This is a genomic window from Kitasatospora sp. NPDC059599 (genome assembly GCF_042735125.1).
In the GTDB taxonomy this organism is placed as follows: Bacteria; Actinomycetota; Actinomycetes; order Streptomycetales; family Streptomycetaceae; genus Kitasatospora.
Map to the genome: position 1 here is coordinate 85,804 of NZ_JBHWCL010000001.1, position 18,432 is coordinate 104,235.

At 73.4% G+C, this 18,432-nt stretch carries 15 protein-coding genes; 4 read left to right on the forward strand and 11 right to left on the reverse strand.

Features of this window, described 5'->3' with window-relative positions; genetic code table 11:
• Positions 1-165 precede the first annotated feature (165 nt).
• Positions 166-1,554, forward strand: a complete 1,389-nt coding sequence (locus ACFV04_RS00340) for an NUDIX domain-containing protein (protein WP_380525779.1) — start codon at positions 166-168, stop codon at positions 1,552-1,554.
• 66 nt (positions 1,555-1,620) lie between these two features.
• On the opposite strand, the gene ACFV04_RS00345 is transcribed toward ACFV04_RS00340, so the two are convergent.
• Together ACFV04_RS00345 and ACFV04_RS00350 are read right to left on the reverse strand one after the other, a co-directional pair.
• On the reverse strand, positions 1,621-1,986 hold the full coding sequence (locus ACFV04_RS00345) for a hypothetical protein (RefSeq protein ID WP_380337477.1): 366 nt from the start codon (positions 1,984-1,986) through the stop codon (positions 1,621-1,623).
• Between the two features lie 435 nt (positions 1,987-2,421).
• Positions 2,422-3,006 carry a CGNR zinc finger domain-containing protein gene (locus tag ACFV04_RS00350; RefSeq protein ID WP_380337479.1) on the reverse strand — a complete coding sequence of 195 codons (585 nt, stop codon included), beginning with the start codon at positions 3,004-3,006 and terminating at the stop codon, positions 2,422-2,424.
• A gap of 80 nt (positions 3,007-3,086) precedes the next feature.
• Here ACFV04_RS00350 and ACFV04_RS00355 point away from each other — a divergent pair, with 80 nt between their 5' ends.
• Positions 3,087-4,700, forward strand: a complete 1,614-nt coding sequence (locus tag ACFV04_RS00355) for an FAD-dependent monooxygenase (protein WP_380525781.1) — start codon at positions 3,087-3,089, stop codon at positions 4,698-4,700.
• A 48-nt stretch (positions 4,701-4,748) separates the two neighbouring features.
• Here the strand turns inward: ACFV04_RS00355 and ACFV04_RS00360 are convergent, their stop codons facing one another.
• From ACFV04_RS00360 to ACFV04_RS00380, 5 genes are all read right to left on the reverse strand, one after another.
• A complete protein-coding gene (locus ACFV04_RS00360; RefSeq protein ID WP_380337484.1) occupies positions 4,749-5,387 on the reverse strand; it encodes a response regulator in 639 nt (212 codons plus the stop codon).
• Complete coding sequence (locus ACFV04_RS00365) at positions 5,384-6,706, reverse strand: sensor histidine kinase (RefSeq protein ID WP_380525784.1); 1,323 nt, start codon at positions 6,704-6,706, stop codon at positions 5,384-5,386. The genes ACFV04_RS00360 and ACFV04_RS00365 overlap by 4 nt, the downstream gene beginning before the upstream one ends.
• Before the next feature lie 81 nt (positions 6,707-6,787).
• Positions 6,788-7,516: an ABC transporter permease gene (locus ACFV04_RS00370; protein ID WP_360252435.1), complete on the reverse strand. Its 729-nt coding sequence runs from the start codon at positions 7,514-7,516 to the stop codon at positions 6,788-6,790.
• A 53-nt stretch (positions 7,517-7,569) separates the two neighbouring features.
• On the reverse strand, positions 7,570-8,472 hold the full coding sequence (locus ACFV04_RS00375) for an ABC transporter ATP-binding protein (RefSeq protein WP_380525786.1): 903 nt from the start codon (positions 8,470-8,472) through the stop codon (positions 7,570-7,572).
• Positions 8,473-8,996: 524 nt separating this feature from the next.
• Positions 8,997-9,797, reverse strand: coding sequence for a hypothetical protein (locus tag ACFV04_RS00380; protein ID WP_380525788.1), 801 nt, complete (start codon positions 9,795-9,797; stop codon positions 8,997-8,999).
• Between the two features lie 251 nt (positions 9,798-10,048).
• Here ACFV04_RS00380 and ACFV04_RS00385 point away from each other — a divergent pair, with 251 nt between their 5' ends.
• Positions 10,049-10,696 (forward strand): DUF6368 family protein, encoded by a 648-nt coding sequence (locus tag ACFV04_RS00385; protein WP_380337496.1) that lies wholly within the window; start codon positions 10,049-10,051, stop codon positions 10,694-10,696.
• 72 nt (positions 10,697-10,768) lie between these two features.
• On the opposite strand, the gene ACFV04_RS00390 is transcribed toward ACFV04_RS00385, so the two are convergent.
• Positions 10,769-11,278, reverse strand: a complete 510-nt coding sequence (locus tag ACFV04_RS00390; protein WP_380525791.1) for an ATP-binding protein — start codon at positions 11,276-11,278, stop codon at positions 10,769-10,771.
• A gap of 548 nt (positions 11,279-11,826) precedes the next feature.
• Here ACFV04_RS00390 and ACFV04_RS00395 point away from each other — a divergent pair.
• Positions 11,827-12,747, forward strand: coding sequence for a transcriptional regulator (locus tag ACFV04_RS00395; RefSeq protein WP_380525793.1), 921 nt, complete (start codon positions 11,827-11,829; stop codon positions 12,745-12,747).
• On the opposite strand, the gene ACFV04_RS00400 is transcribed toward ACFV04_RS00395, so the two are convergent.
• Genes ACFV04_RS00400 through ACFV04_RS00410 form a run of 3 tightly spaced genes read right to left on the reverse strand, consistent with a single transcriptional unit; the run spans position 12,728 to position 18,404 of the window.
• Positions 12,728-13,387: an HAD family hydrolase gene (locus ACFV04_RS00400; protein ID WP_380525795.1), complete on the reverse strand. Its 660-nt coding sequence runs from the start codon at positions 13,385-13,387 to the stop codon at positions 12,728-12,730. The two genes, ACFV04_RS00395 and ACFV04_RS00400, sit on opposite strands and share 20 nt — an antisense overlap.
• Positions 13,388-13,422: 35 nt before the next feature.
• Positions 13,423-14,118, reverse strand: coding sequence for a hypothetical protein (locus tag ACFV04_RS00405; protein ID WP_380337507.1), 696 nt, complete (start codon positions 14,116-14,118; stop codon positions 13,423-13,425).
• A complete protein-coding gene (locus ACFV04_RS00410) occupies positions 14,115-18,404 on the reverse strand; it encodes an NEW3 domain-containing protein (protein WP_380337510.1) in 4,290 nt (1,429 codons plus the stop codon). The genes ACFV04_RS00405 and ACFV04_RS00410 overlap by 4 nt, the downstream gene beginning before the upstream one ends.
• Between the last annotated feature and the right edge of the window lie 28 nt (positions 18,405-18,432).

Genomic DNA, 18,432 nt, shown 5'->3' on the forward strand with positions numbered 1-18,432 from the left:
CCCGGTCAGGAGCGCGGCCGGGCCCGGTTCCACCCGGGCGGCACCGGGGTCGTCGCGGCCGCCGCCCCTGCCGACGACCGGCAGGCCGGGCGCGGCACCCGTTGCGGCCGCCGGCGGGGTGGGTAGGGCACCGGCTGGAAACGACCCTACGGAAGGCGGCACACCGTGATCGACTACGACCTCCTGGCCCGACGGGCGCTCGCCCTGGGATTCGATCGGCTGGCCGTCGGCGTGGTCGTCCTCGACGCCTCCGGACGGGTGCTGGTGCTGCGCCGCCGCGCCGACGACGCGCTCCCCGGGTTCTGGGACTACCCGGCCGGCGGCCTGGAACCCGGCGAGGCCGTACGGGCCGGCGCGCTGCGCGAGCTGGTCGAGGAGACCGGCATCACGGCCGGCCCCGAGGACCTGGAGTACCTGCGGACGCTGGACTTCACCGACGCCGGGGGCCGCAGGTTCCGCCAGTTCGTCTTCACCACCACCGTGCCCGACGGCACCCCGGTGACCCTCACCGAGCACGACCGCTTCGCCTGGGCCGACCTCGCCGACCCGCCGCCGACCAGCGACGGCTACCGCGACGTCCTCGCCTTCGTGCACCGGCACCGGGCACAGCCCGGCTGGCGGCCGATCAGCCGGTACGTGCGCGACATCGCCCTGTCCAACCTGTACGGGTCGTTCTACGTCACCGACTCCGCCGGGCGGGCACTGTGCCTGCGCAACGCCCTCGACCCGGACCGCTGGCAGTTCCCCGGCGGCGACACCGACCCCGGCGAATCCCCGTGGGACACCGCGCTGCGCGAGGCCCGGGAAGAACTCGGCCTCGACCTCGCGGCCGAGAACCCCGAGGTCGTCGCCCGCCAACAGCTGCTCGCCGTGGTGCACTTCTCCCCCGGCGCCTACTGGCCGCTGCACCAGACCGGCCACGTCTTCTGGGGCGGACGGCTCGACGACGAGCAGCTGCGCCGGATCCGGCTCTCCCACGAGCACACCGAATGGGCCACCCGGAGCCTGCACGACTGGCACTCCGTCATGCGGCCGGCCGACTACCGCCGGCTGCTGCTGGTCGACCGCGCCCGCCGCTCCGACCTCACCCTCTACGGCGAGCGCCCGGCGACCGGCGCCGTCGACCGGCACGGCGTCGCACGGGACTTCGAGGGCGTCGTCGTGTTCGTGACCGGCCCGGACGGCGGACGCCTCCTGCTGAACCTGCGCGACGACGGGCCGGGCACCGCCCACCCCGGCCTGTGGACCCCGATCGGCGGTCGGCGCGAAGGCCGGGAGACCGCGTACGAGACCGGCGCGCGGGAGGTGCTGGAGCAGGCCGGCGTCCGGGCCGACGGGCTGCGTGCCCTCCCCGGCCCCCGGCACCCCGACCTCCACGAGTCCACCGTCGTGCTCCACGGGACGTACGCCGGGCCGGAGTCCGGCCTGGTCCTCGGCGGGGGCCGGGCCGTCCGCCCGGTCCCCCTCGACGAGCTGCGCGGGCTGCGGACCCCGGCGTACCTGGCGCACTACCTCCCGCAACTCGCCCGGCCCGCCCGGCCCGCCGGCCGGTAGCGGTGGCCCTGGCCGGAGAGGGTCCGGGGCGGGCCGCCCCCCGAAGAGGCCCGCCCCGTACCTCCGTCAACAGCCGATGTAGCGCATGGTGACGCCGGTGAAGTGCGTCCCCGACGGGGCGTAGAGCGTGATGGCGCGGGACTTCCCCTTGCCGCCCGCCCAATCGCTGTCCACGTAGCCCCCGTTGGAGAGGTTGCCGCGCACGAACGGACAGCGGCCGTCCGCCTTGGTGTCGTGCACCGTCCCGACGACCTTGGTGTTGTCGTTGCACCACTTCCCGTTCGCGTAGCCCTCGGCGGAGCCGATGCTCCAGTTCTGGGTGCAGGAGTCGGCGGCCGGGGCGGCGTGGGCGCCCGCGACCGGGAACAGCAGGGAGGCGAGGGTCAGGGCGGCGACGGCGGTTCCGGGCGCGACGAGGCGGCGCATGGACATGGCGGTACCTCCAGGCAGGGAGTGCGGTGGACGACCCGGCCGGGAGCGACATCCGGACACGCGGTACGACCGACGCGCCGCCCCCCCGACGGTCCACCGAGCCTGACGTACCCGAACGACCACCGTCAACGGCGCCGCCCGGCGCACGGGCCGCGCACCCCGCCCCGACCGCCCCGGAACGCCCCTCACACCCCACCGGCCCGCCCCGCACCGACGCAACCGCACCCGGCGGTCGGCCTGTTGTGCGACCACGGGCCGTGAGTTCGACACCCCCGCCCCGGACAGGGCTCAGCCGGCGGGGGCCGACGGGTCGTCCGGACTGTCGGCGGTGGGTTCGGTGCCGGTCCAGCGCGAGATCCTGCAGCACTGACGCACCGACGGTCCCTGACTCCCGGCCCCGGACGCCCGCACCCCCGCAGGGCGGCCGGGGCCGGTTCATGCGCCGCCGGGCCCCGGCGTCGAGTCCGCCGCCCGCTGGGCCCGGTGGGCGGCGACGCGGACGCGGGTGGCGCAGCGGGGGCTGCAGTAGCGCTGCGGGGTGCGGCGACCGGTGTCGATGAAGTGACGCCCGCAGCCGGGGGCGGCGCACCGTCCCCAGGCGCAGGTGCCGCGCTCGCTGAGCCAGAGGCCGAGGGCGAGGGCGGCGGTGGAGAGCAGCCAGTGGGTGAGGCCGGCGTCGGCGGGGGCCCGGGTGTGCATCGACCAGGGGCGGCCGGGCAGGCGGACGAGGCGGGGGCGGGCCGGGTGGCGGTCGAGCAGGTCGTTGATCGCCTCGGCGGCCCGGTCGGGGTCGTCGGTGTCGAGGACGGCGATCACCTCGGCGGTGGCCTCGCGCAGTTCGCGGGCGTCGGCGTCGGTGAGCCGGAAGGGCGGGCCGCCGTGGCGTTCCAGGAGTGCCCGGAGGTCGGCGGCGCTCGTGTCGGGGTCCTCGCGGACGGTGTTGGCGAGGTCGGTGAGGAAGTGGAGGCCGCGGGGGTTGCCGTCCTCGGGGTCCTGGGGCTCGGGCCGGGTCTGCGCCATGGGGTCGCCTTCGTCTCGGGTGGTCGCCTCTCCACCATGGTAACGTCAAATTGAATCAATGAGCGTTACGGAGGGGTGGCATGCGAAACCCGGCGGTGTTCCCGGAGAAAACGTCCGTCCTCGTCGTCGGCGGGGGCCCGGTCGGGCTGACCCTGTCGGTCCTGCTGTCCGGGTACGGCGTGCCACACCTGCTGGCCGAGGCCCACCCGGGCACCTCGCGCCACCCCAAGGCCCGTGGGGTGTCGGCGCGTTCGATGGAGCTGTTCCGGCGGTGCGGCCTGGAGGAGGAGGTCCGGCGGGCCGGGCTCCCGGCGGAGCAGGTGTCCTTCTACCGCGGCCGCGACCTGGTCGACCCGGACTTCGTCCGCACCGGCGTCACGGCGGCGGACGGGAGCCCCGCACGCACCCCCTCCCCCGGGCTGATCTGCTCCCAGGACGTGCTGGAGCCCGTCCTGCTCCGACGCGCCCGCGAACTCTCCCCGGACGCCGTACGGTTCGACACCCGGCTGGTGTCCTTCACCGAGCAGGACGACGGCGTGCACGCGATCCTGGAGGACCGCGCCACCGGCGACCGGCACACCGTGCGCGCGGACTGGCTGGTCGGCTGCGACGGTGCGGCGAGCACCGTCCGTGAGACAGCCGGGATCCCGATGGAGGGGCCGACCGGCCTCGGCCACTACCTCAGCGTCCGCTTCGAAGCCCCGCTCGGCGAGGTCGTCGCGGACCGCGCCAGCGCCTCGTACTTCCTCACCGCGCCGGGCCGCGGCGGCTTCCTCGCCGTCGACAACGACCGGCACTGGATCTACCAACACCCCTACGACCCCGAGGACGAGGACGCCACGGCGCTCCCGACCGACCACCGCCGCCTGGCCGCACTCGTCCGGGACGCCGCCGGACTGCCGGACCTGCCGGTCGCCGTCCGCGACACCATGACCTGGCGCATGGACGCCCGGCTCGCCGCGGCCTACCGCCGCTCCCGGGTCCTGCTCGCGGGCGACGCCGCCCACGTGGTGCCCCCGACCGGTGGGCACGGCATGAACACCGGCCTCGGCGACGCGGACAACCTGGCCTGGAAGCTCGCGGCGGTCGTCGCCGGAACGGCGGGCGAGGCGCTGCTGGACACGTACGAGGCCGAGCGCCGCCCGGTGGCCCGGCAGGTCATCGACATCTCGCTCGCCAACTCCCGTGCACGGACGAGCTACCGGATCGACGACGAGCTGCTGCTGACGGCCGCCTACCGCTCCACCGCGGTCCTGTCCGACCCACAGGACCCCGCCCTGCCGCCACTGGACCCGGACCGCGCACGGCCCGACGGCGAAGACCCCAACGGCACGCACCTCGACGGCGTGCCCGGCACCCGGCTCCCCCACCTGCGGCTGACCGACCCGCCCGGGCCCGCGTCCACCCTGGACCTGGTCGGGCCCGGGTTCACCCTGGACCCGCTCGGGCCCGGGTTCACCCTGCTGGCACCCGCCGGGGAGGCCGCCTGGCAGCGGCAGGCGGACGCCGCCGCCGCGGCCGGTCTGCCCGTCGCGGTCCGTCCACTGCCGACGGCGTTCGTCTCGCGGTGCGCAGCGCTCCTCGTCCGCCCCGACGGCCACATCGCCTGGCGGGCCCCGCACCCGCCCGCCGACGACGCGCTCCTGCTCACCGTCCTGCGAGGAATCCTGTCCGCGGGGGAAGGCCACTCGTGAGACCGGGCCCGGACGCCGGGGCGGCCCGGCGTCCGGGCCGGCCCGGCGTCAGGTCACCAGCCCGCGCCGGAACGCCTCGCCGACGGCGCCCGCCCGGTCGCGCACGCCGAGCTTGTCGTAGATGCGCAGCAGGTGCGTCTTGACGCTGGCCTCGCTGACGAACAGGTCGTTCGCCACCTCCTTGTTGGAGGCCCCGTGCGCGACCAGGCGCAGCACGTCGAGCTCGCGCGCGCTGAGCACGCCGCTGCCCGGTCGCCGCACCCGGTCCATCAGGCGCTTGGTGATGGCCGGGGACAGCACCGCCTCGCCGCGCGCGGCCACCCGGGCGGCGCGCAGGAGTTCCTCGGTGGGCGCGTCCTTGAGCAGGTAGCTGGTGGCGCCGGCCTCGATGGCGGGCAGCACGTCGTTGTCGGTGTCGAAGGTGGTGAGCACCAGGACGCGGACGTCCGGTGCCGTCCGGCCGAGCCGCCGGATGGCGGTGACGCCGTCCATCACGGGCATCCGCAGGTCCATCAGGACCAGGTCGGGCCTCAGCTCCGGGACGAGGTCGAGGGCTTCCGCGCCGTTGCCGGCCTCGCCGACCACCTCGAACTCGGGGCTCCCGGTGAACGCGCCGCGCAGGCCGTCCCGCACGATCGGATGGTCGTCGACGATCAACAGCCTTATCGGTGGGGGCTGTTCGTTCATTCGCCCGCTCCGCGCCGGATCGCGGGCACGCTCGCGTTGACGGCGGTGCCCGCGCCCGGTGCGCTCTCCACGGTCAGCGTCCCCAGCACCCGCTCCAGCCGCTGCCGCAGGCCGGGGAGGCCGTAGCCATGGCCGGAGCCGGAGCCGGAGTCGGAGTCGGAGCCGCCGGGTGGCGGGTCCGCCTGGCCGGTCAGGGCGAGCGCGTCGAAGCCGACCCCGTCGTCGCGGACGTCCAGCATGACGGTGTCCTCCAGGTAGGAAATGGTCAGCCCGACCCTACTGGCCGCGGCGTGCTTGGCGACGTTGGTGAGCGCCTCCTGGGCCACCCGGAAGAGCGCCACCTCGATCTCGGTCAGCAAGGGCACCGGGTCCCCGGTGGCCTCGACCGACGCGGGGACGCCGTGCAGGGCCGACCAGCGCCGGGCGAGGTCGTGGACGGCGCCGGGCAGATGGGCCTCGTCCAGTTCCACCGGCCGCAGCGCCGCCACCGACCGGCGGGCCGCAGCGAGGCCTTCCCGGGCCAGTGTCCGGGCCTGCTCCAGGTGCCAGTCCCGCCGGTCGGGCCGCTCCCGGGCCCGGTCGGCGGCCTGGAGCTGGGTGACGATGCCCGCCAGACCCTGGGCGATGGTGTCGTGGATCTCCCGGGCCATCCGCTGCCGCTCGTCCTGGACACCGGCCTCCCGGGCCTGGGTGAGCAGTTGGGCGTGCAGGCCGTTGTTCTCCGCGATGACGCTCTTCAGCCGGGCGACCAGCCGACGACGCTCCTCGCTGCGCTCGTTGAAACGGTACGAGAGGTTGCCGAACACGCCGATCAGCAGCGTCTGCAGGCACACCGAGGCGGCGGCGACCGCGATCCGCTTCGAGGTGTCGGGGATCCCGCCGGGAATCAGGTTGACCATCAACGAGGTGGCACCGACGCTGACGAAGGCCCACTGCGGCGGCAGCAGGTCGTACGCCTGGACGAAGCCGATCACGGCGAACACGAAGAAGATCGGGTGCTGCGTCATCAGCACCGCGGCCAGGACCTGCTGGACCGCCACGTACGTCAGCATCGGCCCGGTGCGGGCGCTCCACTCCCGCGGGCGCAGGGTGTACATGGCCAGCGTCCACACCGTGGTCACCGCCACCAGGGGGACGACCGTCAGCCGCGCGTTCGCCGCGCCCTCCTCGGGCTGCAGGAAGCTCAGCACGGTGGCCACGGCCAGCAGTACCAGGGGCAGCGGGGCGAGGTAGCGGCGGACCCCGGCCAGGTCGATCGGTTCGTCGCTCGTCGCGCTCGTCGCGCTCGTCGCGGTCGTCGCGGTCGTCGCGGTCGTCATGATCCTCCCCCAGCCCCTCGTGCCCTGCGACCCTACGTGACCCCGCCGGCCCACCGGCCCCACCGGCTGACCGGCCCTCACCTACTCCCAGCGGAAGAGCCGGGCCGCCGCGACCCCGAGCACCACCGCGTACGCGGCCAGGACCAGCAGGGCCGCCGGGGCCGGCCAGTCGCCCCTCGCCGCATCGCCGAACGCCACCACCGAGGCGCCCAGCGGCGTGTAGTCCCCGATCCGGTTGACCGCCTCCGGCATCTGCTCGCGCGGCACGTAGAGCCCGGCGAAGAACATCAGCGGGAAGAAGAGCATGCTGCCCGCGCCGGTGGCGGCCCTCCCCGTGCGGATCACCGCGGCCAGGAACAGCCCGATGGCGAGGACCGCCGGCCCGGAGAACACGAAGGCCAGCAGGAACCCACCCGGATTGGCGGGCAGTCGGACGTCCCAGAGCAGCGCCGCGGTGCCGAGCACCGCGGCGGTGGCGGTGGCCACGACCGTCGTCTGGACCACGAGTTGGGCGACCAGGACGCGCGCCGGGCCCACCGGCGTGGTCGACAGCCGCCGCAGCACGCCCTTCTCCCGGTAGCCCACCAGGTACGTCGGGGTGATGAACAGTCCGGTCAGCGCGAAGGACAGCACCACCAGGACGGGCGTGAAGTAGTCGATGCCGCGCCGCCCTAGTTCCGCACCGACCTCGCGGGAGGACGGGACGCTGCCGATGATCACCACCAGGGCGACCGGGAAGAGCAGCGTCCAGAAGTACGCGGCCGGATCGCGCAGGAAGAGCTTGAACTCCACGAGGGTGAGCCGCTTCATCGCCCGCACCGGGCCTCCTTCGGTCGTTTCGAGGTGCTCATGGAGTCACCCGGCTACCGGGCCGGGGGGCGGAGCGGCGTCCGGCCGGAGCGGCATCCGGTCAGGGCGAGGAAGGCGTCCTCCAGCCCGGCCGGTTCGGCCCGCAGGTCCGCCGCCACGATCCCGCGCCGCGCCAGGGCCGAGGCCACCGCGTACACCAGGTTGCCGGTGCCGGTGACCACCACTTGCGCGCCGTGCCGCTGCACCGAGGTCACCTCCGGCAGTGCGGCGAGGAGTCCGTCGTCGAGCGTGCTGGTGGGCCGGAAGCGCACCCGCTGCTCGGCGTTCACGGCGGCGACCAGGCCGGCCGGGGTGTCCAGCGCCACGATCCGGCCGCGGTCGACGACGGCGAGCCGGTCGCAGAGCCGCTCCGCCTCCTCCAGGAAGTGCGTGACCAGAATGACGGTGATGCCCCGGTCACGGACCCGCTCGACCAGCTCCCAGGTGTCCCGCCGGGCCGACGGGTCCAGCCCGGTGGTCAGCTCGTCCAGCACCGCGACCCTCGGGTCGCCGACCAGCGCCAGCCCGATCGACAACCGCTGCCGCTGCCCGCCGGACAGCCGGCCGAACGGGCTGTCCGCCTCCTCCGTCAGGTCCAGCAGGTCGAGCAGCTCACGCCAGTCGGCAGGCTCCTCGTAGAAGGAGGCGTACAGCTCCATCGCCTCGGCGACCCGCAGCTTCTCCGGCAGCTCACTGCTCTGCAACTGCACGCCCAGGACCCGGCGCAGCCCGGCCGCGTCCCGCCACGGGTCCAGCCCGAGCACCGAGACGCTGCCGCCGTCCGGCACCCGCAGACCGGCGACGCACTCCACCGTCGTGGTCTTCCCGGCCCCGTTCGGGCCGAGGACACCGAAGATCTCGCCCTCCCCGACCTCGAAGGAGATGCCGTCCACGACGGTCTTCCGGCCGTACCGCACCCGCAGCTCCGACACCACGACCGCCGGCCCGCCACCGGGCGCCCCCGGCCTCACCGGTTCCGCCCGGCGTCCGCCCGGTGCCGGTTCCACCCGGTGTCCGGCCCCCGCCGGTTCGGTGTCACCCTGGTCCGTCCGGTCCGTCCGGTCCGTCCGGTCCATCTGGTCCGCCTGGTCCGCCTGGCTCGCACGGCCCTCGCCTCCCCGCGTCCTCCGCTTTCCGCCCAGTCTCCGGCGCCCGCCGCAGCCCGCGGATCCACCGTCCGACAACCGAACGGTGGAACCTCCGACGATCGAACGGTGGACACCGGGAGTCGGACGGCGGGCTGCTCCGGGCCGGCGGGGCGGCTCCGGGCCGGCGGGCCCTCCTCCGTGAACGACACCGGGGCCTCCCGGCGGCGGGAGGACAGGGGCGCACCCCCGAGCCGCCGAGAGGCCCTGCCCTCACGCGCGGACGGCCGGAAGGTCACCCGGTGGGGCGGCCTGCCGGAACCGACACGTTCCGGGTTCGTCGAGGGTCAGGCCGGTCAGGCCTTCCTGATGGTGTAGACGACGCCGCTGCCGACGCAACTGCTGCTGCTGTACTGGCTCGCGACGACCCAACCCGCCGGAATGGGGGAGAAGGAACACACGGTGGCGTACGTCTGCGTGGTGATCTTGCCGATGGCGTAGGCGACACCGGTGCCACGGCAGCCGCTGCTGCTGTACGAGCTGGTGACGACCCAGCCCGACGGGATCGGCGACATCGAACACACCGTCGCGGACGTCTGGTTGGCCGTGTTACCGATCGAGTACGCCACCCCCGTACCCGCACAACCACTGCTGCTGTACGAACTCGTGATCACCCAACCCGACGGGATCGGCGACATCGAACACACCGTCGCGGACGTCTGGTTGGCCGTGTTACCGATCGAGTACGCCACCCCCGTACCCGCACAACCACTGCTGCTGTACGAACTCGTGATCACCCAACCCGACGGGATCGGCGACATCGAACACACCGTCGCAGAGGTGTGGTTGGCCGTGTTACCGATCGAATAGGCCACACCCGTACCGGCGCAGCCGCTACTGCTGTACGAACTGGTGATCACCCAGCCCGTCGGGATCGGCGACATCGAACACACCGTCGCGGACGTCTGGTTGGTGACATCGGCGATGGAGTAGGCGACACCGGTGCCGGGGCAGCCACTGCTGCCGTACGAGCTCGTGATCACCCACCCGGCCGGGATCGGCGAGTTGGAGCATATGGTCGCGCTGCCGGTGAGCCGCTGCGGAGCGGCCTGCGCCTGCGCGGTTGCGGCAGTCATCATGCCCAGCAGCATCAGCACGACCGTCACCAGGTTCGGGACGTGGTTCCGTAAGGTCTTCAATGCCGGCCTCAGATCTTCTCGACGCTCTACGAGTGCACTGTTGTGCGGACGAGGTGAACGATTGGCACACTGCCTCTTCACCTCGGCCGACATGGTGTCAGAGTCGCCCCAGTGGCACCAGAGTGCTCCGGGGATCGCCGACCTCGCCGGAGGCCGCCGTTCCGACCCTGGTGACCAGCAGTTCCACGGCCGCCCCTAGACTCCCCCGCATGTCCGGTCCGACCTTGGTCATCGATCTCGCCGAGCCCCTCTCCCCCGCCTCCGTGCTGGAGCTGCGGGAGCTGATGGTGGGACTCTCCCGCTCCTGCCGCTTCGAGGAGAAGCGCCCCGGGCACTACGACGTCAACGTGCCCGCGGAACGGCTGGGCATCGAGGACACCAGCGACCCGGACCCGCGGCGACCGTACCCGCTCCCGCTGCTCGCCGGACAGGCGACCGACGCGAGCCTCGCCGCACTGGTGGGATTCGACCCCCGACGCGAGGACCCGCGCAGACCGTTCAGCGTCTACCTGATGGGCTCCGGCGCCGGCGACGACCACATCTTCGAGGCGGAGCACGCGGACGAGGACACGGACGCCATCGAGGCCGTGCTCGGCGGCCGGCCCGTCCAGGCCGTCAACGTCAGCGCCGGCTGCAACGGGCAGATCGACCACATCGCCACGGCCCTGCTGACCGCCGCCGTGCTGGACGTCATCGGCGGCGTCGGCAAGGCCGAACTGGCGGACGGCCAGGAAGCCGTGATCGCCGGCCTCCCCGGACTGCTCGGGATCACCGACGACGGCTGGGACACCGCCCTCGTCACCGCCGAGTTCCTGCGGGCCTGGGCCGAGCGGCCGGGGTTCCGGCTGCTCAAGTGACAGCGCAGGCACCGACCGGCCCCACCGTGTCCCGGCCCTGAGAACTCCCGCCGCGGTTCGGCGGTGCGGGCGTCACACCACCGCCAGAACCGAGCAGAACTCCCCTGCCACGCCCCAGGCGTGGACAGTGACGGCGCCCGGCGCCTCGCCGGGTTCCAGGAATTCGAACCACACGACCTTGCCCGCCCCGGCCCGGTGCCAGCCCCACGAGTGGGCCAGCGCCTCGACGAGGACCAGCCCCCGCCCGCTGGTCGCGTCGGGGCCCGTGGCGCAGCGCTCGAAGGCCGGTTCGGGATCCGACACCTCGACCCGCAGCCGCCCGCCCGACCGGCGGACGGTCACCGCACAGCGGGCCTTGGCGTGCTCCATCGCGTTCGCGATCAACTCGCTCGCACACAACTCCAGCTCGCGTAGCGATGCTTTGGGAAGGGGTACGCCCCAGGCCCGGACGATGTCCAGCACCAACCTGCGCGCAGGCGGAACCGCCTCGCCGTCCGGCGGGGCGTCCCATTCCAGGGGCACCGGAAACCGGGCGTTCCTCAGCGGGCTGACGACAAGCCCTGAGCCCGACAGTTCGAACATGCGGCCCCACAGTCAGTAGCCATTCGCCACCAGGCGGTGACGAAAGAATCGTCGACCCCTGGCAGTGCGATATGAACCCCTCAGATGGGACGTTCAGGGGACTTTTCGCAGCCTCTTGACGCCTCCGAACCCGGCAACCCGAAGAGAAACGTCGCTATCGGACGTACTGTTGAGGCAGTATCAGAAGTCCGGAGGACAGCATGTCCCGATCCATCGGCAACACCGCGCTCAAAGCGGCTCGACAGGCTCGCGGCCTCTCCAGCCAACAGGCGCTCGCAGTCGCTATGCACGACGCGGCCCGCCACCTCGGCTTGGGAGAAGTCATCGTGAGCCGCAAGCAGATCGGCCGCTGGGAGTCCCCCAACCCGCCCTGGCCGCGAGATGACCATCAGCAACTGCTCACCTACGTCCTGCGGCTACCGATCGAAGACCTCGGATTCCGCGCACCGTGGGACGACGGCATCCGACCGGTCCCCGACCGGGCGGCCGTGTCCGGCCGCCGTTTCTCAGCTCCTCCTGTGCTTCCGAAGCCAGTGGCGGGAGCCACCATGCAACCCGCCACCGTGGGGGCGGACTTCGCAACGATCACGGAGGCACATAGACGCCTCTACTGGAGCGTCGCGCCCGCTGTCCTGCACCAGGCGGTTGCCGAGCACGCCAACCTGGGCTCGGCCCTGCTGGCCGACACAGACGGAATCGCCAGAAGGGTGATCGCATCCGCCCTTACAGAGAGCCTGCTGCTCGCGGGCCGGATCCAGTTCTTCGACCTCCGCCGGCCGGAGGCCGCCGACGCCACGTTCGTTCGCGCTCTGCAGGCCGCCGGCGAGGCCGATGACTCCCTCCTCGGCGCCGCCGTGCTCGGGCACTCCGCATTCGTCCCGGGGTGGGCAGGGCAGCGCGAGAACGCAGCCGAGCGGATGCGAGCCGCCCGCACGTACGCCCGGCGAGGGGCGTGCCCGGCGGAGCTGCTCGCGTGGCTCCACGCCGTGGAGGCGGAATGCCTGACCCGCTGCGGCGACCACCGCCAAGCCCTCTCGATCCTGCGTCAGGCCGAGGACACCCTCGCCGTCGGCTCCGAGCACCCCCGCCCGGAGTGGTTCACCTGGTTCTCGGCCACCCGGCTCGCCGCTTTCAAGGGAAACACGGAGCTGGCAGCCGGCCTGATCCCTCAGGCGCGAACCACTCTTGAGGCCGTGCTCACCGACCTCCCGGAGACCGACGGCAAGCAGCGAGTCGTCGTCCTCGGCGACCTCGCGGCCGTCGAAGCCGCCGCTGGACGACCGGACTCGGCGTGTGCCCTGCTGGAGCAGGCACTCGACCAGCTGAGCGTGACGTGGTACGCCACCGGCATGGAGCGCATCCGCGAGGCCCGCCGGGCACTCGCCCCCTGGCAGGAATCGGACGCCGTCCGCAGGATCGACGACCGCCTCTACTCCTGGTCGGCCACGCTCAGCTCCCTTCAGCGTTAGCCCGTGCGATCAGGTCCGGCAACTCGCCGAGCGAATCGATCCGAAAGGTCGCGCGGTCGGCTACGGGGTCGTGCTGCTGGATCCAGCCCCACGGCCCCCGGCGGATCAGCGCGGTCTGCATTCCGGCGTGGGCCGCGGGGAGAACGTCGTTGTCGAGGCGGTCGCCGACGTAGACGATCTCATCCGGCTGCGCCGGCACTGCTTCTGCCACCCGTTCGAAGAACGCCGGGTCAGGCTTGCTCGCCTGCCAGTCGTCGGAGGTGCCGATGAGGTCGACGTCACCGGAGAACAGTCGGCGGAGGATCGCCCCGGACCGCACGGTCTGGTTTCCGGCGATGGCCAGCCACAGGCCGTCCGCCCTGAGACGCGCAAGTGCCGGACGGACGTCCCGGTAAAGGTCCTCCTCCCCGTACACCTCGGGGCAGCCGGCCGCCGCCCTCCTCTCACGCTCCAGGTACAGGTCGAAGCCGGGCCGGAAGATCCGGAAGGTGTCACGGTAGTCGCGGCCTTGAGCGATCACCGCCCCGAGCTGGGCGACAAAGGTGTGTCGAGGGACGCCGAGCCAGTCCGCCCAGGTGCCGTACTCCCGGGTCTCGTCCACCAGGCACTCGCCGACATCGAACACCACTGCACGGATCATGGCCCCAGCCTAGCCAGATGGCCGGACCGGTGGCCTCAGTGGCGGTGGTGGTTGTCGGGTTGGGCGGGGTCGCCGGGGTGTTCCAGTCCCTCGACCAGGGTGAGGCGGCGGGCTCGCTCCCGGTCCAGCCAGCGGACGAAGGCGGCCCGGCGGGCGGCCTCGCGCAGGGTGGGGGTGGGGTCGGGGTCCCGGGGGATGACGAGGGTGGCGAGAATCGCCGCCTTCCAGGGGCCGACGGTGACCCACTCGCCCGGCGGTGCCGCGCGGAGGGCTTCGGCGAGGGCGGCGGGAAGGGTGTCGGGGTCGGCTTCGAAGCCGCCGTCGGGGACGGCGATGTGCCAGCGGGTGGCCGGAGTTCGGGCGGTCAGGGCCCGGTAGTGGGCGACCTCGGCGGGTGCGGGCTCGATGTCGGCCGTCACGGATGCGTAGACGGCGCGGACGGCCGGGCTGCCCTCGTAGGCGGCGGCCGTGATGGAGCCGAGTTCGACGGCGGCCTGCTGGTCGAGGTGGGCGGTGCCGGAGGAGGCGACGGCAAGACCGCGTTCGGCGGCGACCGCTTCGCACAGGGCTTCGGTGAGGAGCACCTGGGCGACCCAGCGGGTGAGCTGGCGGTCCTCCGAACTTCCTTCCTGCGGCAGGGCGGTGGCGCGTGGGCCGGTGCGGAGGGCGGCGAGGCGGTGGTCGAGGGCCGCCCGTGGGACGGGGTGTCCGTCGAGGAGGCCGAGGGTCATGCCTCCACCACCAGGGCGACGGTCGGGGCGTACTGGCAGCGGCCGAACCACATGATTTTGGCGAGGGCCCAGTACGAGCCCGGGTCGGTGGATGCGGGGGCGGCGACGGCGATGTCGACCACCGTGGCGGCCCCGGCCGGGACGGTGAAGCCCCGGACGGGGTCGGGGAGCGCCTGCCAGGTGCCCCAGGGCGAGACCAGTTGCAGCTCGCCCCGGATCTCGCCGCGCGTGCGGTTGGTGAGGGTGAGACTCAGTGTGTCTCGGCCGCCGGGGCGCACGCACACGGTCTCGTGGGAGACCTCGACGTCCAGGCCGGTGTCCCGGCCGGTGGCCGCCTTGGTGCCCTGGGCGGCCGTCCAGTCCTCGGGGGTGTCGCCGGCGACGGGCAGCAGGGACGGGAGGTCGCCGACGGCGATGGTGACGACGTCCTCAATCTGCTGCCCGTCGTGCTCGATCCGGACGGCGGCGAAGTGCAGCCCGGGTTCGGCGTCGGCGGGTGGGGTGAGGGTGACCGGGAAGCGCAGGGCCCCGCCGGGTTCGAGCCGGTACGGGCGGCTGCCGAGGGTGGTGTCCCAGCCTTCGGGTGGCAGCACGACGGCCGTTCCCTCGACCGCCGTGTCCCGCAGGTGGGAGGAGAGGGCGACGGACAGCGTGACCGCTTCGCCCGCTGTCCGCAGCAGCCCGGGCGAGGCGCCGACGGACACCGGCAGGTAGCCGAGCGGTGCCGGGCCGCGGTTGTGCAGCCAGTAGCGGGCGTGGACGGGCTGGGCGGGTTCGGCGACCGGGCCGAGGACGGGGCCGTCGGCCGGGGCGGTGACGGCGGGGGTGGCCAGCAGGGTGGCGATCCGGGAGCCGGGGAGGTCCGGTTGTGCGGTGGCGGGGCCGAGCGGGCGTTCCAGCAGGTCGGCAAGGCGTGCGTCGCCGAGTCCGAGTGCGCCGCTGAGTCGTGCCGTCCGTCCGAGCCCGGTGGATTCGACCAGCCGGAGGGTGAGTTCGGGTCCGGTATCCCGTGCCGAGCCGTGCGCGATGGGGTTCCCGGCCGGTTTGAGCGCGCCGAGCAGGACTTCGCGCTGCGGTTCGACCCGCAGCCAGGAGAGGGTGGCCGGCAGCGGGCCGTCCTGGGCCGGGACGATCCGGGCGTACAGCGGGTGGTTGAACTCCTGGCCCTGTGCGGGCAGCGTCCGGTCCCGCCAGTCGCCGTTCCCGGCGACCAGGGCGTAGGTGAACTCGTGTGTCCAGTGCTGGAGTTGGAAGGACGCTCCGTCGGGCAGGGTGCGCCGGGGCGGGTCGATCCAAACGCCGGAGGGCCAGCCGGTGCAGGAGCGCATCAGGGACAGGTGCAGGGCGCCGGTGGTGTCGACGGCGAATCCGGGCAGGCCGAAGCTGAGCAACGCCACGGTGTGGTCGGCGAGTTCGTCGGTGACCGCCGTCGGGCAGACGGCGGTGATCCGGGCGTCGGCCAGGTCGTCGGCCAGCGCCGCGGGGTCGGTGACGATCAGCGCGGGCAGGGCCCGCAGGTCGCGCAGGTCGGCGTCGGGCCGCCAGACCTCGGCGAGTGGGGTCAGGGCGGGCACCCAGACGGCGCCGTGTGCCTTCAGGACGGCGGCGTACTCCTCGCCGGCCCGCTCGATCAACTCCCGTGCCGCGTCGTTGACGTCGGGCGTGCCGATGACGATCCGGAAGTCGGGCAGGTTGGAGTCGACGTCCAGCCAGCCGTACCGCGCCCAGTCCGCGCCCGAGGTGGTGGCGGTGACTCCGACCCGGGCGAGCGCGACGACCAGGGGCCGGGCGTCGGCGGCGTCGTCCAGCGTCGGGACGACGACTTCCGCCACACCGAGGGCGCGGGAACCGGTGGCCGCCCCGGAGGGGTCGGTGAGGTCGGCCCGCGCGGTGGCGCCGAGCCCGAACCAGGTGTTGGCCGGGTTGTCCAGGGTCCACGGTGCTTCGGCCGCGTCCACGTCCGGCATCGCGAAGCCGCGTCCGATGACCGCGCCGGCGACTTCGCTGACGGGCAGCCCGCCGGGGACGTCCACGGGGAAGCGCAGCCGCCACAGCCGGTCGGCGCCGGAGTGGTCCACGACCCGGGTCCGGCAGTCGACCCGGTCGAGCCCGCGCCACAGGGTGACGGTCTGCCGGTACCGGACGGAGTCGACCGTGCCGTCGATCACCAGTCGCTCGCCGAGCGGTCCGGTCTCCCGGCGGACCGAGGCGGCGCCGTCGCCGGAGCCGACGACCGGTCCGCTGGGGACGAGGTGCCAGGGGCCCTCACCGAAGTCGGGGTGCTGCGGGTACTCCTCGTACACGCGCAGTTCGTTGCCGATCCGGCCGTCCTGGATCAGCTCGCGTCGGTGCCGCAGGTCCCGGACGGAGGTGAGGCCGCCGCCGCGTGCCGGGTCGGCCGTGACCCGGTACCGGCCGTTGGCGATCGCGCAGCCCTCGGCCGGCGTCCACGGCTCGACCGGGTCGCCCTCCGCCAGCCGCCAGGTGCGCCAGCCCAGCGCGGGCACGTCGGCGGCGAGGAACCGCAGTGTTCCCCGGTCGACGGAGCTCGGCACCGCCTCGCCACGGTCGTCCACCACCCGGACCGCGCCGGTGCCGTCCGGCAGTTCGACCGAGACGAGGTCGGTCCGGTCGAAGGACAGCGTGTTGGTGACCACCACGGCGGGGGCGTCTCCCGCTGAGCCGTCCCGGGCCGAACCGCCCGGGACCGGACCGTCCTGCGCCGGACTTTGCTGCGACGAACCGTCCGGGACCGAGCCGTCCTGCGGCGGGCCGTCCCCGGCCGTGGCGATCCGGCCCGTGAGCGCGTCGAGCGCCGCGTCCCGGACGGCGGTGGCCAGGTCGTACGCCTCCCGCCAGCCGCCCAGCAGGTCGAGGTACACCTGGTCGGATTCGGAGCCGGTGATCGCGTCGTGGTGGGCGCCGTAGGCGAGGTGGCGCCAGACCTTGTCCAGCGCGGCGGCCGGGTACCGGCCGAGGCCGTGGACGGCGGCGAGCGTGGCGAGCTTCTCGGCGTCCACGGCGGCGACCTCGCCGGCCCGTTGGGCCTGTTTGGTGTCGATGTACGAGACGTCCTTGCCGGTGTACACCGGGTTCATGTCGCGGGTCTGCGGGCTGGGCCGCCGTCCGGTGGCGGCGAGTTCGGCCCGGACGGCGTCGAGGAAGTCGCGCGGGGTGGCGCAGACGAACCGGGGCCAGAGGTACTTGGCGGCCCAGGAGCGGTGGATCTCGGTGACCCACTTGTTCGGCGGCGTGTAGTCCGTCCCGACGGGCAGCAGCAGGTTCTTGGTCGCGCCGACCGGCTTGAGCTTGCGGTACAGCTCGTGGACGGCCCGTTCGGCGGTGGCGAGGTCGGGCGAGGAGTCCATCCACCAGCCGGCCGAGTAGTGGTGCGGCATGTAGTGGGTGAGCACACCGTCGCCGCCGGGGGCGATCCACTCGAACTCGCTGGGGAACTGCATCACCCGGGCGTCGTCCTTGGCCTCGCGGAAGTTCTTCTGGATCGGTCCCCACTGGTGGAAGGGGCCGCGGGCCCAGGCGCTGCCGGTGAGGCCGGCCGCGGCGAGGTGGCCGGGGAACTGCGGGTCGTGTCCGAACACGTCGAGCTGCCAGGCGGTCCGGGGGTCCCCGCCGAGGATGTCGCGCTGGTAGCCGATGCCGTGGACGATGTTGCGGATGGTGGTCTCGGCGCCGGTCAGGTTGGTGTTGGGCTCGTTGTACGTGCCGCCGACGAGTTCGACCTGTCCGCGTTCCAGCAGCAGTCGCAGCGTCTCGCGGCGTTCCGGGTGCTGGTCGAAGTACGGCTTCAGGTAGTCGACTTCGGCGAGGACGAACTTGTACACCGGGTCCCGGAGGGCGAGGTCCAGGTGCGCGTCGACGAGTGCGAAGCCGTTGCGCTCCCAGAGCGGACGGGTGGTGGCGTCGGCGGACAGCAGTTCCCACGGGGAGGTGTAGGCGGCCTGGGTGTTCCACCAGACCGGGTCGTAGTGGAAGTGCGAGACCAGGAACATCGTCCAGCCCGGTTCGGCGACCTCCAGCAGGGCTTCGGCGCGGGCGCCCCCGGCCGCCACGGTGACCGGGATCCGGTCCCCGGGCCGGGCGTCGGAGGTGATCTCCAGCGGGACCTCGACCGGCCCCGTGCCGGTCGCCTCGCCGTGGACGCCGGGGCCGCTGACGGCGATCCGGGCGGCCGGGCCCCCGGTCGTCACCCGCAGGATCTGGCGCGGAGCGTCCTCGGGGCCGACGAACAGGTCGGTGTTCTCGACGGCGGTGATGGTGACCGGCACGGGATGGTTCCTTTCCGGGGGTCCGATC

Coding starts and splice junctions, on each gene's coding strand:
- ACFV04_RS00360 (WP_380337484.1), bottom strand. CDS start 5,387: ATGAACGAACAGCCCCCACCGATAAGGCTGTTGATCGTCGACGACCAT.
- ACFV04_RS00370 (WP_360252435.1), bottom strand. CDS start 7,516: ATGAAGCGGCTCACCCTCGTGGAGTTCAAGCTCTTCCTGCGCGATCCG.
- ACFV04_RS00345 (WP_380337477.1), bottom strand. CDS start 1,986: ATGTCCATGCGCCGCCTCGTCGCGCCCGGAACCGCCGTCGCCGCCCTG.
- ACFV04_RS00390 (WP_380525791.1), bottom strand. CDS start 11,278: ATGTTCGAACTGTCGGGCTCAGGGCTTGTCGTCAGCCCGCTGAGGAAC.
- ACFV04_RS00405 (WP_380337507.1), bottom strand. CDS start 14,118: ATGACCCTCGGCCTCCTCGACGGACACCCCGTCCCACGGGCGGCCCTC.
- ACFV04_RS00355 (WP_380525781.1), top strand. CDS start 3,087: ATGCGAAACCCGGCGGTGTTCCCGGAGAAAACGTCCGTCCTCGTCGTC.
- ACFV04_RS00365 (WP_380525784.1), bottom strand. CDS start 6,706: ATGACGACCGCGACGACCGCGACGACCGCGACGAGCGCGACGAGCGCG.
- ACFV04_RS00400 (WP_380525795.1), bottom strand. CDS start 13,387: ATGATCCGTGCAGTGGTGTTCGATGTCGGCGAGTGCCTGGTGGACGAG.
- ACFV04_RS00395 (WP_380525793.1), top strand. CDS start 11,827: ATGCAACCCGCCACCGTGGGGGCGGACTTCGCAACGATCACGGAGGCA.
- ACFV04_RS00350 (WP_380337479.1), bottom strand. CDS start 3,006: ATGGCGCAGACCCGGCCCGAGCCCCAGGACCCCGAGGACGGCAACCCC.
- ACFV04_RS00385 (WP_380337496.1), top strand. CDS start 10,049: ATGTCCGGTCCGACCTTGGTCATCGATCTCGCCGAGCCCCTCTCCCCC.